Genomic DNA, 14,288 nt, shown 5'->3' with positions numbered 1-14,288 from the left:
TATTATGATTGATTTTCAAATGCTGGGCACCATCAAGGGGTTCATGGATGATGAAGAGGCCGGAAGGCTTTACCAGGAGGCCAAAAAATCCGCCCGGCTGGGCCCCATACTTGAAATCGGAAGCTATTGCGGCAAGTCGGCCGTTATCCTGGGGACCGCCTGCCAAGAAGAGAACTCCATCCTTTTTTCCATTGACCACCACCGGGGATCTGAAGAGCAGCAAAGGGGCCAGGAGTACTTTGACCCGGATCTTTACGACGAGAGAACCCACAGGATCAATACCTTTCCCTTTTTCAGGGAAACCCTGGCCCGGACAGGGCTTGAGGATGTGGTGATCCCTGTGGTATCCAGCTCGGCCACTGCCGGCCGGATGTGGAAGACCCCGCTGGCCATGGTCTTCATCGACGGGGGCCACTCCTATGAAGCGGCCCGGGATGATTTTCTGATCTGGTCCCCCCACCTGATTCCGGGAGGCCTTCTGGTCATCCATGATATTTTCATGGACCCCTCCAAGGGAGGACAGGCCCCGAGACAGGTCTATGAACAGGCCCTTGAAACCGGCGACTATACTCCCCTTGAAATGACCCAAACTCTGGGGGTTTTGAAACGGAATTAAGATTTTAGAGGAGAGGAATGAACCAGGCCCTGCTGGACAAGATCAGAGACTACTATCTTGAGATGCTGCCCTTTAACAAGGTGCTGGGCATTGATATCGATGTTCTGGATTACGACACCGGGGAGGCTGTCACCCTCTTTCCCATGAAGCCGGAACTCATCGGAAACTCCGTGGCCGGTATTCTCCACGGAGGGGTGACCGCCGCGGTCATTGACCTTACCGGCGGGCTTTCCGCCCTGATCTCCTGCGTTAAATTGAATGCAGGCGCTTCCGAGGAACTCCTCTATAAGAAACTGATTTCATCGGCCACCATCGACATGAGGGTGGATTATCTAAGGCCGGGCAAGGGCCGTTCCTTTGTCTGCAAGAGCCGAATCATCCGGGCCGGTTCCCGCATTGTGGTGGCAAAGGTCGATCTGTTCAGTGAAACAAAAATTCGGATCGCCACGGGAACAGCCACTTACCTCATCGACTGATCCCGTGAAAGGGATGACCGGAACAGGGCTATCCCATGTCCTTTAACACCTCCTTGACCCTATTGCCGTCGGCAAGTTTTCCAAAGTGTTTCATCACCGTGCCCATGGCCTGCATGGGGCTTTTGAACTGGGAAAGGTCCACATTCTCCCGGATCCATTCCCGGATCTCCTCCGGGCCTGCCATCCGGGGGAGATAGGATTCCAGGAGGGTCAGGTAATCCGAGCCGGTCTCTTTTTTGAGTTCCAGGACGGTTTTTTCCGATTTGACGAATTTCCGGATGATGCCCAGCACATCCTCATCCGTGATCTCCTCAGGGGTTTTTACCCGGGTGGTTTTTTTCCCGCTCTCCAGGGTGATGTTGACGGTGAGATCTGGAAATGACCCGATGATCAGGCGCATGGTGTCCCGGACGCCTGTGTCCTTTTTCACCATGGCCGTTTTCATATCCTGTCTGATTTTATCATGGAGGGAGATACCCATGGTATCATCCCAGCCGTACACGGGTTCCTGCATAAATATTTCCTTTATATATGTAAATAAAGCCTGCTGATTTCTTTTTCCGGATCATACCATATCCGGCCCATGGATGCCATCCGAATGCGGAGTCCCCGCCAGGTTTTGAAGCCTATCCATTCTGACCCTCCGGCAGCCACAGGATCCGGCATAAAAATACCCAATATGTCTTTCATGGGGGAAGGTACCATAAACACGGGGAAAGACGGCTAGGTTTTTGTAAGACCTCCTGCCGGGATAATCGTGAACGGCCTTCCGTCAGCCGCAGCAGTGGTCCTGATCGCAGGCATTACATAGTATGTCTTTGACAGTATCTATTCTAAGAAAGTTCCCCTCGGATACTAGGTGGTGGAGGTCCCCGGGGAATCCTCTGTCTCGGATTCAGATTTTCCCCCGGGATTCATTTCTTTTCGGGATTTCATTTTTTTGAAGATCTTTCTGAACTTCTCACAGGGATCTTTGTAGGAGACCCGCTGGGTAAACCAGAGAAAATCGGCCGGGGGGGCCGGGGCAAACCCCTGTAGATCCAGGGGAAAAAAATATTCTTCAAGCCCTGAAGGCTCCCGGGTGATTTCCACCATGGACAGATTTTTCTGGGTGATGCCGGGAGCAAGGAATTTTACCCGGTCCACAACCCCAAGGCCGTATTCGGTGTGGCCGTTGCCCATGATCACCACAACCGGGCCTCTGCCCGAAGCCTGGCCCACAAGCTGGGTAATGGAAAGGGCCATTTTATCGTTCCTGGCCAGCCAGGTGTCATATAGTTTTTTTGTCATCTTCCCGTGGCCCATACCGCAGTGAACCTCTTTGAACAGGGTTTCCATGTGGTCCTGGTAATCTTTGTTCCCATACTCCGTGGAAAAGATCTGTTCTTTCTCGATTCGGGTGAGGCCGGAAATCCCCTTTCGGGTGATCCGCCGCTTCAGGACTTGGGACAGGTCCAGGCCGGCCATGGTAAGTCCATTGTCCCGTCCCAGGCTTACCAGGTCAAAGTAGAACTTCCACATCCTGTCGGACTGATTTTCCCAGCCCAGTTTGATTCTCAGGTCCTTTTCAATTACGGCTTCCTGCTTTTTTGAATGGGCGGCTTGGCCCGAGTCCAGGAAGTTGAGCAGGTGGGGCGTGTCTTCCATGGAGAAAAACTCAAATCCGATCACCGGGGATTTGCCCCGGTTAATGAGTTCCTGGATGATCCGGTGCTGGACGGCATGGTGCATGGGATTGTCATGCTTTTCCGAAAGATAGATGACATCCTGGTCTGCGAGACGGTCCACCAGGGAGTTGAAATCGATAAACCTTTGGGTTCCGGCTTCCACAATTTTCCCGATCAGGGGATCTTCCCGCATCAGGGTTTTCGGGGCCGTGGCACAGGAGTGGAGCAGGGGAAACAGTAAAATTAAAAATAGGAGTGTATGGGTTCGGTTCATGGTTCTAAAATACCTGTTCATGGTATGGGCAGGCAGATAATAAAGTTCGTCCCCCTGCCGGGTTGGGAAATAACATCCATGGTTCCTTTATGGTTTTCAGTGATGATAAAATAAGAGACAGACAGGCCCAGGCCGGTACCCACCCCCGGCGGTTTTGTCGTGAAAAAGGGTTCAAAGATCTTTTTGCTGGTTGCCTTATCCATGCCCACGCCGTTGTCCTCAATTTCAATCTGCAGCATGCGGGTACCGGTCTTTTGGGAAAGCCTGATAATAAACTTCGGCGCAGGAATATCCCCAGGCATATCCCGCTCGAACATGGCATGGGCCCCGTTGTTCAGAATATTCAACAGGACCTGCTGAATCTTATTCCCCTCACAGGGGATCATGGGCAGATTGTCCTGAAATTCTTTCTGAATAACAATGGATTTGAAATCATAGTCTGTTTTTAAATCATAGTCTGTATGGGCCAGGTCAAGTACCTTTTCAATCAGTTCAACCGGGTCATGGCTTGAAAAGGAGGCCTCTGTTTTCCGGGCAAAACTCAATATATTGGTGATCAGGGAAGCCATTCTTGAACCCGACTCGGTAATGGCCTTTAGTATGCGGGGCACGCCCCTGGCCTCCATGAAATTTTGTATCGATTCCATTGTGGTTCCTGCCGATTCCGCAGCCCTTACATTGGCCGGAATGGCGTCACTGGTTAACCGGTTGGACAACACATTGATATTTTGAATCACCCCTGCCAGGGGATTGTTCAATTCGTGGGCCATTCCGGCGGCCAGGCCCCCCACCGAAATCATCTTTTCCGTCTGAACCATCATCTCCTGGGTGCGTTTGTGCTCGGTAATATCCCTTGTAATCGATAAGATGACATCTTCTTCATTGATGCGCATGATCCCCGCGGACATCAGGCAGACAGCAATCTCCCCGTTTTTCCGGACAAACTGGGCCTCCATATTTCTTACATGCCCTGTTTTTTGCAAGTTTTGGATCAGTTTTTTTCTGTCCTCCGGATTTTTCCAGATATTGATTTCAGAGGAGGTCTTTCCCTGGACATCGTCCCGGGTATACCCTGTAAGATCCGTAAATCCCTGGTTGATATCGATGAACATCCCGTCAGCCAGTCTGTTCAGGTTAATGGAATCCGGAGATGTGTGAAACGCCAGGCGAAATTTCTCCTTGCTCTCGAACAATGCACGGCCGGCCTCTTTCACATCGGTGATATCCCGGGTCATCCCTTCCACGCCAAGGATCCTGCCCTGCTTGTCTTTGTAAAAACGGGCATTTGTGGAGGCCCACCAGATGGTTCCGTCTTTTTTTTTGAGCTGGGCCTCAAAGCCTTTAACCTGGCCGGCTTCCTGGAGTTTTTTTAGAAAAGCTTCCCGTTTTTCGGGAAAAAGGTAAATCTCCCGGGCCATATTCATGCCCACGGCCTCTTCAACGGTGTATCCGGAAAGGGGATAAACCGAAGCGGAAACGTAGGTAATCAATCCCCGGATATCTGTCCGGTAAAACAGGTCCGGGCTGTTGTCGATTAGAGAACGGTAAAGTTCCGGGTCGGGGTTGGCCTCATTTTGTTCATATTCGGGTGTTGTCATTTTAAGCAAAAGGCTCCGGAATGCTGAATCAGATCGTAATTTATTTTACCTGCCGCCGGAAAAGGACGGAAGGGATGCAGAATCAATTTTTCCACAGGATCACAAAAAGAATATAATGGCAATGCAGGGGAATGCAATCGGTTTTTATAAATCCAGAGCATGACTTCCCCGGAAAAAGGCCGGCAGACATGGTCATTCAAGCCGTGAGCCGGGCTGATGTGTGAATTTCCCTAAAGCTTTGTAAAGTAGAGGACCAGGCTCTTGCCCAGGAGGGGATTGAAGAGCCGGTCGAGGAGGGTGGTTGTCTTTGGTTTTTTCATCATATCCCAGACCAGGAGCCGGTGGTAGAGGTTGACCAGGGCAACGTCCGTCCGGTTCGGTCCTGCCATGCACTTGAGCCACCAGTAGGGGGTGTGGATGGAATGGGCAAAATGGGAGCGTAAGAATTTCATGCCCCGGGAGCAAAACATGTCCAGGATTTCCTTTTTCCTGTAGATCCGTACATGGCCCATATCGGCCTGGGTGTACTCCTCGGACAGCAGCCAGCAGATCTTTTCCGGGAAAAACCGGGGGACGCTCACGGCCAGGGTTTTTCCGGGTTTGACAATTCTGATCAGTTCCGAGGCGGCAAGTTCATGATCCGGGATATGTTCCAGGACCTCGGAACAGATGACCAGGTCAAAGGAATTCTTTTTGAACGGGAGCCGGGTCACGTCCATGGAGGACAGGTTCCAGGCCGCGCAGGACAGATCGTCAAGGGCCTGGTGAAACCTGAGTTTGTTCCGGGTCTGAACCAGGTTGTCAAAGAGATAATCCGCTCCAAAGCCCAGGACCGATTTTTCCCGGCAGGCCCGGACCATGTGGCGGCCTTCTCCGCACCCGATATCCAGGATCCGGTCATGGGGATGGATTCTGATCCGGTTGAAATCAACGGTGATCACGGATGATCTCCCTGTAGGTCCGGGCGGTTTTCACGGCGGTCTGTTCCCAGGTGAACTCGGACATGACCCGGTCATACCCTTTTTGGGCCAGCTCTTCACAGAGAACGGGATCGTCCATGAGCCGGATGATGGCATTTTCCAGGGCCTTTGCATCCCCGGGCGGCACCATGAGGGCCGCATCCCCGGCCACTTCGGCAAGGGCCCCCCCGGTGGTGGAGATCACGGGAATCCTGCAGGCCATTGCCTCTCCCACGGGCAGGCCGAAACCCTCGTACAGGGAGGGAACCACGGCCATGCCGGCCCTGGCATATTCCCGGACAAACCGGTCATGGCTGATGCGGCCGGTAAATTCCACATGGGAACCCAGGTCCAGGGTTTTTACCAGTCTTTCGATCCCACCCTCCTTTTTGGGAGTGCCGATCACCGTTAAAAAGACCTTTCTTTTCTTCAGGACCTGTTTTATGGCATGGAGCAGGTGATAGAGCCCTTTTAGGGGGGTGTCTGCGCTGTTGGTCACGATGATGCGACCCGGAATCCTTTTGATATGGTCCAGGGGAAAGAAATTCTCCGTGTCAATTCCAATGGGGATGGCGGTAAACCTGGATTCCTCTATTCTGTATTCCCTGGATATATCTTTTTTGGAGCTTTCCGAGACCGTGATGAGCCTGGGCAGCTTTCTTGCCACCCGCTTTTGCATGCTGATAAAAGAGTACCAGCGCAGGGCCTTGACTTTCTTGTAAAAGGAGCGGGTGCTTTTTACGGCCAGGCGCCGGTCCACGGTCATGGGATGGTGGATGGTGGCCGTCACGGGAAGATGCCGGGCCAGGGATAGGATCCCGTAGGACAGGCATTGGTTGTCATGGAGGATATCGTATCTGTTCTCTTTTCCTTTCAGGTGGCGTTTCACCCGCATGCCAAAGGTCAGGGGCTCGGGATAGCCCATGGCAGATACGTCCAGCCATTCGATGAGATTGACCGGATCCCTGAGTTCGGCAAGAGTCGGGGTCCTGAACGGATTTTCCGGGTTGTAGAGATCCAGGGTTTGAAGCATGGTCAGGGCGGCATTCCCGTTCAGCTGGGGGTCTGGAGGGCCGGCAATAACCTCGACCCGGTGACCCAGATCGGAAAGGGCCCGGCTCAGATGGCGGACGTACACGCCCTGGCCTCCGCAATGGGGATTGCTCCGGTAAGAGATGATTCCGATTTTAAGGCCTGATCTAAGGGACGGGTTCATGGGAAGCCGAATCTGAGGGGGAAAAGGTGGTACGCCCGGCTGGGATCGAACCAGCGATCTTCAGCTTCGGAGGCTGACGTGCTATCCACTGCACTACGGGCGCAAAAAAATAATCCCTCTTATACCATGTTATGAGATAAAATCCATATCTATTTTTTCTTTTGCCTCTCCCACCACGTATAAAGAACCGGCAATACAGACGGCTTTGTCTCTGGAACCCTTTGCCAGGGCATGGGCTGCGGCCTCTTTGACATCTTCGATTTCCAGGATGGGACCTTTAAAAAATTTCAGGGCAGATGTTTTCAGAATCCTGGTATCCAGGCTCCGGTCTATTTTGGGCCGGGTCAGGATGAGTTCTTCGGCCCAGGGGAGCAGATGTTTGAGCATGGCCTCATAGGGCTTGTCGTTGAGGATGCCGATCACCAGGGTGAGTTTTTTGTCTGCCAGGGCAGTGGAGAGGTATCTGCCCAGGACCTGGGCTGCCTTGAGGTTGTGGGCCCCGTCCAGGATCACCAATGGATCTGTACAGGCGATTTCCAGGCGGCCCGGCCACTTTGCCTTGGCAAGGCCCTGTTTGACAAGGTCCGGGGTCAGATCATATCTTGGATCCCTTTTTTGTTGTCTGTCAAAGATCAGCTCACAGGCGGCCAAAGCCAGACCCAGGTTTTCCTTTTGATGTTCTCCGGGCAGAGGCATGGCAAGGTCGTTGATTTTTTGGAAGATCCCATTGTACTGGACCGCTGACCTGCCCGGGTATTTCCGGGTGGAAAAATCCTTTTTGTACAGGTAAAAGGGGGCCTTCTGCTTTTGGGCCAGGGTCTGTAAAACCTCCATTCCGGAAGTCTGGGACACGGCCGTGACCACCGGTGTGTTCGGTTTGATGATCCCGCCTTTTTCCCGGGCAAGATCCCGGATGGTGGAGCCCAGATAATCTGTGTGTTCAATGGACAGGTTGGTGATCACGCTGACCCGGGGAACAACGATGTTGGTGGCGTCGAACCGCCCGCCCATTCCGGTTTCAATGACGGCCCAGTCCACCTTTTCCCGGGAGAAATGATAAAAGGCCATGGCGGTGGCGATTTCAAAAAACGTGGCCTTTCTCTTGCCCATGTCCACGGCCTTGACCGCCTCAAAGGCAGCCACGACCCCGTCGTCGGTGATCTCCTGCCCGTCCACGCAGATCCTTTCGTTGAACCGGACCAGGTGGGGGGAGGTGTAGATCCCTGTTTTGAATCCCGCCTCTTTCAGGATGGAGGAAATATATGTGGCGGTTGATCCCTTGCCGTTGGTGCCGGCCACATGGACAATATTATAATTTTTATGGGGATTGTTCAGGAACCGTAAGATATTCTGAATGGTCTCAAGTTCCAGCTTGATGCCGAACCGGCCGAGCCTGTAGATTCTATCCAGGCATTCCTGGTAAGGGGATTTTTTCATTTCAGGCATAAAAAACCCGGCATTCTTCATCCCGATGAATTCGGGAAGTCAAGATCTGCCGGGTCGTTTCCTTGGTTAACTGCGTCTTCTGCGAGATCTGGATGCGGCAATTCTCTGTCTTCTCATTGCCTCTCTCATCTTACGTCTTCTCAGCTGACATGGTTTTTCATAATGCTTTTTCACTTTAAGACGCTTGAAGAGGCCATCATTCTGGATTTTCTTCTTCAAAATTCTTAAGGCTTTTTCAACATCATTGTCAATAACCGTGACTGTAATCTCTTTCAAAAAACATCGCCCCTTTCATAGTGGATTTAAATATTAAATATTTATAACCGGGATTTGTAACAAAACCATGGCGATAAAGCAAGTAAAAAATCAGAAGCCCGGGCCGGGCCATATAGAATTCTTCCGGACCCGGATCTTTCCCTCCCTGTTGTTCCCCTGTGCCGGTTTTGAATCCATAATCTATTCATTTTCAACCCTCCTTTTTTTTGGTATATTATAGTCCCAAGGGTTTCCACGGGACGGAACAAAATCTTTACATAACGGTCAAGAAACCAAGTTTGTCGTAACAGGGGGTTCGTAGAAAAGGGGGCCTAATTGTCTGCGCAATTCAGCCATGAAGAACTAGAAAGACAGATCAAGGAATTGGAAAAAACCGAAAAGGCTTTAATTCAATCGGAATCCCATCTTCGCACCCTGGTGGATTCCATCCCGGATCTGATCTGGCTCAAAGATCCGAATGGTGTTTATCTGCGCTGTAATCCGACATTTGAAAGGTTATTCGGGGCAGAAGAATCTTCCATCGTGGGCAAAACCGATTATGATTTTGTGGATAAGGAACTTGCCGATTTTTTCCGCAAAAACGATTGCAAGGCCATGGAACTGGATCGGCCCTGCTTAAACGAAGAATGGCTTACCTTTTCCGATGACGGGTACCATGGTTTGTTTGAAACGGTCAAAACACCGATGAAAAGCCCGGATGGGAAACTCATCGGTGTACTTGGAATTGCCCGGGATATTACCAAGCGTAAACTCACAGAAGAATCTTTAAAAGAGACCGAAAGAAAACTGCGGGAAGCCCAGAAAATGGCGAAGCTCGGATTCTGGTCCTGGGATATTCATTCCGGAGCCGTGGAATGGTCCGACGAGGTTTATCAAATCTTCCGGCTTGATCCCGATGAATTTATCCCCCGAATTGAATCGATCCAGGCATTGTCTCCCTGGTCGGAAGATCATCAAAGGGATGCGGAGTTAATCCGGAGGGCCAGGGAAAATAAGGAACCCGGCGCTTATGAACAGAAGTTTCTTTTCCCGGACAAAAGCATTGGATTTTATTACTCCACCTTCCAGGGCATCTATGATGATCAGGGCGATCTTAGGGCAATAAAAGGCACGGTTCAGGATATTACGGAAAAAAAGAGGGCGGAAGAAGAACAAAAAAGGATGGAAGAGCAGCTCATTCAGGCCCAGAAGATGGAATCCATCGGCAGACTTGCCGGCGGCGTTGCCCATGATTTCAACAATATGCTCAGCATCATTCTGGGCAATGCGGAAATGGTCCTGGACGGATTGGACAAGGCCAACCCCCTGATGTCCAATGTAAAGGAAATATTAAAGGCTGCGGAACGGTCAACCAATCTGACAAAGCAATTATTGGCATTTGCCCGCAAACAGACCATAGATCCCCAATTGCTGGATTTGAACGAGATCATAGATGATATGCTCAAGATGCTGAACCGCCTCATCGGAGAAGATATCGATCTGGTTTGGCTGCCGCAAAAACCATTGGGGCTCGCAAAAATAGATCCCTCCCAGGTTGACCAGGTATTGGCCAATCTCTGCATCAATGCAAGGGATTCCATCAGGGGCGTCGGAAAGGTAACCATTGAGACGGGCAATGTGGTTTTTGATACGGATTATTGCCGGGAGCACAGGGGGTGTGTTCCCGGCCATTTTGTAATGATCGGGGTAAGCGACAATGGCTCGGGAATGGACAAGGCTACCCAGGCCAATCTCTTTGAGCCGTTTTTTACGACAAAGGAAAAGGGGCAGGGGAGCGGCCTCGGCCTGGCAACGGTTTACGGTATAGTAAAGCAGAACAATGGATTCATTAATGTTTACAGCGAACCTGACCAGGGAACCAGTTTTAAAATATATCTTCCATCCCATGCAGAATCAATGACCCCGGAAGTCAAAACCGACTTGAGGCAAGAATATTCAGGGGGGAACGAGACCCTCCTGCTGGTTGAGGATGAGTCGGCCATATTGCAGATGACCCAAACCATCCTCACCGGGCTCGGGTATAAAGTCCTGGCGGCGTCAACACCCAATGAAGCCATTGAAATCGTCCGGAAAAATGATGAAAAGAAAATTGATCTGCTCATAACCGATGTGATCCTTCCTGAAATGAACGGAAGGGATCTGTCAAAGAAATTGTTACGCATGCATCCAGACCTGAAATGCTTGTTTATGTCCGGATATACGGCAAATGTAATTGCCCACCACGGTGTTCTGGATAAGGGAATCGCATTTATCAACAAGCCCTTTTCAAGGCAAGATCTAGGCCGGAAAATACGGGAAGTATTGGACGAATCGTAAAGAAGCCTTGCGGTGACCGACTTCCCGGGCATAAGGGGGATCTCCCAGGATAAAAAGCCCCGGATCCTGACAGATCCGGGGCTGATGTCGATATGGATGCGCTTACCTGCCGGTTTCCGCTCCACGGCCCCGGGTCTCTTTTGCTTCTGTATAACATCTGTCCCGGCCTTCCTGTGAATCGTATGTGGCGTCGCAATAGGCCAGATCAAATTCAAGAAGTCTTTTTTGAATATCACCAACACGGCCGTCACTCTGTTTATGATCTTTCATATCGTGTCCTCCTGCCAAAGGGTATGTTTAAAAAGTGTCTCTGGAACAAGAAGAAAAATGGGGATTGGGTCTGACACTTCATCTATAAATAGGATAAGACTTTTTTGGAATCCGTCAATTTGAGGTTTAATCTGTTAAAGGGGTAGTTTTGTAACAATTTTAATCATATTTGCAGACGTCCACCCATTCTTTACACTTTGAATATCTTTCAAGTTCTTCCAGGGTCAATCGTATGGATGAATAAGGGTCTCCGGCGGCTGGAATGACTTCCGGGTGTTTCTTTAATGACACATCCAGGTATACGTCAATTGGTTTTTTTAATCCAAAGGGGCAGACTCCGCCTATCGCATGTCCGGTATGTTTCAGGGCCTCTTCTCTATTGAGCATCCTGGCTTTTTTGGCAAAGCAGTCTTTATACTTTTTATTATCGATCTTTGCCTTACCGGCCACGACAATTAGAATGGGGTCCCCGTCAATTTTAAACGATAATGTCTTTCCGATCTGATCCGGATCGACTCCGTGTGCCTGGGCCGCTTCTTCAACAGTTGCCGTGGAATTCTCCAAAACCATAACCCGGTGATCCATATCGTATTTTGAAAAATATTCAATAACCGCTTCCAATGACATCTTCTAACCCCTCTGCTTTAAATCCGATGGTATCAGCAAGTGTATAATGAATATGAAATTCGTATACAAGGATAAAGTGACACCTCTCCCCGGAACACCTGGCAAAAGGGTAAATAAATTTTGAAATGCCGGTCTTCTCAAATCGTGTGGAGTCCTATGAAATGCCGGAAAATTACTTTAGCAAAGCAAGCCTGCCTGACGATTTCTCTGCGGAAAAGGAATCAGGCTGATTATCTATAAATTTGATTTTCAAATCGCTTTACAGGATAAAAAAATACTGGTAAGGCTTTGTCCAGACAAATCCAATATCTGGTGGATCTGGATAATGCTTCAATTCTTCATATTCTCCAGTTGGATATCCAATTTTGAATGTTTTCCAGATCAGTGGAGCAACAAAAAAGGGGGATTTTCAATGTATGGAATTGAGAATTTTGAATTATTTTGTCTTTCAGCTGTTTTTCTGAGCATCACGCCGGGACCGGATACTATTTATATTTTGGGAAGGGCCATTTCCCAGGGACGCCATTCGGGTATTGCTTCCGTGCTCGGTATCAGTACAGGGGTTCTGATTCATACCATTGCTGCTGCCATTGGGCTTTCCACAATATTGGCCACCTCGGCTCTGGTATTTAAAATTATTAAGTTGATTGGAGCCGCATATCTGATTTACCTTGGAATAACGCTGATCCTTGCATCAAAGGATACCGACCTTATAAGCAAAAACAATTCACCTGCAAGCAGTTTTTGGAAAATATACCGCCAGGGTGTTATAACGAACGTTCTTAACCCAAAAGTCGCCCTGTTTTTTTTATCCTTTCTTCCTCAGTTTATAGATCCGAATCATGGTAACGTAACCTCTTTTATTTTTCTTGGTCTTATCTATGTTTTTATCTGTACCATATGGTATTTGATTTTCGCTGGATTTTCGTCAGCCATAGCCATAGCCTTTAAGGAAAATCCATTATGGATTCGCACCATAAACAAAATTTCAGGCTGCATTTTTATCGGGCTTGGTTTGAACCTGGCGTTTTCCAAAGCCGATTGATCTGTACAAATATTACATGGGGACAGAATGCGGACACTGCCGGCTTGAATAAAATCGGCCTCGGCAGACGATGGGAAATCCTGCTGTATTTTAAAAGACAAGGGAAATCACTAATTCAGTAGATCAGCGAAATGGATTTTTTTGAATTCGGTAAAAATAATACAATCATTTAAATATTCAGTATGATACAGATTTAATATAGAAACTTTCTAGGATATGAGACTCTTCAAAACAGATACTTTCGATCAGATTCAAGCCTATGAACTGGGCTGGTCATTAATCGGCTCCCCTTTGATGACGGTTTATTGCTATGTTTTCGATGATGTGATGATGGACACGGCCCAGTCACACATGCAGGAAGAAGCTTTGGAAATTGCGTCCCATCACAATATCCGGCGCATATATTTGACACATTATCATGAAGATCACAGTGGCAACGCCCATGCGATAAAACAAACCCTGGACACAGAGGTCTATGGTCATAAAATCACCATGGAAAAAATGAAGGCCCAATGCAAAATTTTACCCTATCAAAAATATATGTGGGGGAAAGCCGCACCCGTAAATATCAAACCAGTCCCTAAAAAAATTGAGACTGCCCTCGGAGAAATGATACCTGTCCACACTCCCGGACACTCGAAAGATCATCTCTCTTATTTAATAAAAGACAAGGGTATCCTTTTTTCCGGGGATCTATATCTGGGTACTCAAATCAAGTATTTTCGATCCGATGAAAATATAGGAGACCAACTCGAATCTTTAAAGAAAATTCTATCGTTGGACTTTCAGATGCTTTTGTGCAGCCACGCTCCAAAACGAGAACAAGGCAAAGAACGCATAAAAAGAAAACTGGATTTTCTTCAGAATTTTTATGGCAATATTATCTTGCTCTGGGAAAAGGGGATCCCTGAAAAGCAGATCTTCACTTCTTTACAACTGAAAGAAGATTATTTTGCAAAATTCATTTGCTGTGGTGATGTGAGTATGTTTAATGGGGTTAGGTCTGTTATTCGGCATTATAAATCGGAAAATAAAAAGATAGTCTCATGACCCGGGGGGCTTGCTGAATCCGGAGGAAAACACAAAGCTTGATCCGCAAGCTTTAGAGTCTTACGAATGGGAAACCAAAGAACACGGACCATCCGGCAGGAAATCATGGACTGCCTTAAAAACGATTCCATGACAATCCGGGACCTTTCCCAGGCCGTGGGGATAATGGAAAAGGATGTCTGCCATCATCTTGAATATATAGAAAAAACAGTCCGGGCCCTGAACAAGAGGGTCCACGTGGCACCCTATTCCTGTCTGGATTGCGGATTTAAATTCAGAAACAGGAAAAAATTCAAAAAGCCGGGTAAATGTCCCAAGTGTAAGGAGGGCAGGATCGCCCCTGCTTTTTTCTCGATTAGACCCTAGTGCCCGGGTATCCCCTCTTTTTTGGGGTTCTCCCCTGGGAGATCCTGAACTCCCGTCCCCCCGGTTCAGGACGCAATCTATCACAA

15 protein-coding genes and 1 tRNA gene are annotated in these 14,288 nt (G+C 49.0%); 6 read left to right on the top strand and 10 right to left on the bottom strand.

All coding sequences use genetic code 11. The features are described from left to right. The first annotated feature begins 4 nt into the window (after positions 1-4). Positions 5-616: a class I SAM-dependent methyltransferase gene (locus tag F608_RS0103230; RefSeq protein WP_022664173.1), complete on the top strand. Its 612-nt coding sequence runs from the start codon at positions 5-7 to the stop codon at positions 614-616. Between the two features lie 17 nt (positions 617-633). Continuing rightward, positions 634-1,092, top strand: a complete 459-nt coding sequence (locus F608_RS0103225; RefSeq protein ID WP_022664172.1) for a thioesterase family protein — start codon at positions 634-636, stop codon at positions 1,090-1,092. A 28-nt stretch (positions 1,093-1,120) separates the two neighbouring features. Here F608_RS0103225 and F608_RS0103220 read toward each other — a convergent pair whose 3' ends face one another. The 8 genes from F608_RS0103220 to rpsU all read right to left on the bottom strand — a co-directional run bounded on the left by F608_RS0103220 (position 1,121) and on the right by rpsU (position 8,528). Next, positions 1,121-1,606 carry a GatB/YqeY domain-containing protein gene (locus tag F608_RS0103220; RefSeq protein WP_022664171.1) on the bottom strand — a complete coding sequence of 162 codons (486 nt, stop codon included), beginning with the start codon at positions 1,604-1,606 and terminating at the stop codon, positions 1,121-1,123. A 341-nt stretch (positions 1,607-1,947) separates the two neighbouring features. Beyond that, positions 1,948-3,033: a ChaN family lipoprotein gene (locus F608_RS30520; RefSeq protein ID WP_084681084.1), complete on the bottom strand. Its 1,086-nt coding sequence runs from the start codon at positions 3,031-3,033 to the stop codon at positions 1,948-1,950. A gap of 17 nt (positions 3,034-3,050) precedes the next feature. Further along, entirely contained in the window at positions 3,051-4,631 is a 1,581-nt protein-coding gene (locus F608_RS30515; protein ID WP_022664168.1) for a PAS domain-containing sensor histidine kinase, read from the bottom strand. Between the two features lie 230 nt (positions 4,632-4,861). After that, positions 4,862-5,572 (bottom strand): class I SAM-dependent methyltransferase, encoded by a 711-nt coding sequence (locus F608_RS0103195; protein WP_022664166.1) that lies wholly within the window; start codon positions 5,570-5,572, stop codon positions 4,862-4,864. Beyond that, positions 5,559-6,806 (bottom strand): glycosyltransferase family 4 protein, encoded by a 1,248-nt coding sequence (locus F608_RS0103190; RefSeq protein WP_027362420.1) that lies wholly within the window; start codon positions 6,804-6,806, stop codon positions 5,559-5,561. The genes F608_RS0103195 and F608_RS0103190 overlap by 14 nt, the downstream gene beginning before the upstream one ends. Before the next feature lie 27 nt (positions 6,807-6,833). After that, positions 6,834-6,909 (bottom strand) — tRNA-Arg (locus tag F608_RS0103185). Between the two features lie 26 nt (positions 6,910-6,935). After that, on the bottom strand, positions 6,936-8,252 hold the full coding sequence (locus tag F608_RS0103180) for a bifunctional folylpolyglutamate synthase/dihydrofolate synthase (protein ID WP_244154235.1): 1,317 nt from the start codon (positions 8,250-8,252) through the stop codon (positions 6,936-6,938). A 66-nt stretch (positions 8,253-8,318) separates the two neighbouring features. After that, the gene (gene rpsU, locus F608_RS0103175; protein WP_022664164.1) at positions 8,319-8,528 is read right to left on the bottom strand and encodes a 30S ribosomal protein S21; all 210 of its coding nucleotides are present in this window, start codon (positions 8,526-8,528) and stop codon (positions 8,319-8,321) included. 315 nt (positions 8,529-8,843) lie between these two features. Between rpsU and F608_RS30510 the strand changes: the two genes are divergently transcribed. After that, entirely contained in the window at positions 8,844-10,844 is a 2,001-nt protein-coding gene (locus F608_RS30510; protein ID WP_022664162.1) for a hybrid sensor histidine kinase/response regulator, read from the top strand. A 102-nt stretch (positions 10,845-10,946) separates the two neighbouring features. On the opposite strand, the gene F608_RS36085 is transcribed toward F608_RS30510, so the two are convergent. Both F608_RS36085 and F608_RS0103155 read right to left on the bottom strand, forming a co-directional pair. Further along, the gene (locus F608_RS36085) at positions 10,947-11,114 is read right to left on the bottom strand and encodes a hypothetical protein (protein WP_022664161.1); all 168 of its coding nucleotides are present in this window, start codon (positions 11,112-11,114) and stop codon (positions 10,947-10,949) included. A gap of 159 nt (positions 11,115-11,273) precedes the next feature. Then, positions 11,274-11,741, bottom strand: a complete 468-nt coding sequence (locus tag F608_RS0103155) for a YbaK/EbsC family protein (protein WP_022664160.1) — start codon at positions 11,739-11,741, stop codon at positions 11,274-11,276. A 412-nt stretch (positions 11,742-12,153) separates the two neighbouring features. Here F608_RS0103155 and F608_RS0103150 point away from each other — a divergent pair, with 412 nt between their 5' ends. The 3 genes from F608_RS0103150 to F608_RS0103140 all read left to right on the top strand — a co-directional run bounded on the left by F608_RS0103150 (position 12,154) and on the right by F608_RS0103140 (position 14,202). Continuing rightward, positions 12,154-12,786: a LysE family translocator gene (locus F608_RS0103150; protein ID WP_022664158.1), complete on the top strand. Its 633-nt coding sequence runs from the start codon at positions 12,154-12,156 to the stop codon at positions 12,784-12,786. Positions 12,787-13,002: 216 nt separating this feature from the next. Then, positions 13,003-13,836 carry an MBL fold metallo-hydrolase gene (locus F608_RS0103145; RefSeq protein ID WP_022664157.1) on the top strand — a complete coding sequence of 278 codons (834 nt, stop codon included), beginning with the start codon at positions 13,003-13,005 and terminating at the stop codon, positions 13,834-13,836. A gap of 66 nt (positions 13,837-13,902) precedes the next feature. Next, entirely contained in the window at positions 13,903-14,202 is a 300-nt protein-coding gene (locus tag F608_RS0103140; RefSeq protein WP_022664156.1) for a hypothetical protein, read from the top strand. Positions 14,203-14,288 lie beyond the last annotated feature (86 nt).

Source organism: Desulfospira joergensenii DSM 10085 (genome assembly GCF_000420085.1).
GTDB classification, from domain to species: domain Bacteria; phylum Desulfobacterota; class Desulfobacteria; order Desulfobacterales; family Desulfobacteraceae; genus Desulfospira; species Desulfospira joergensenii.
Note: the sequence above shows the minus strand (reverse complement) of the source record. Positions and strands in the feature narration are given on the sequence as shown.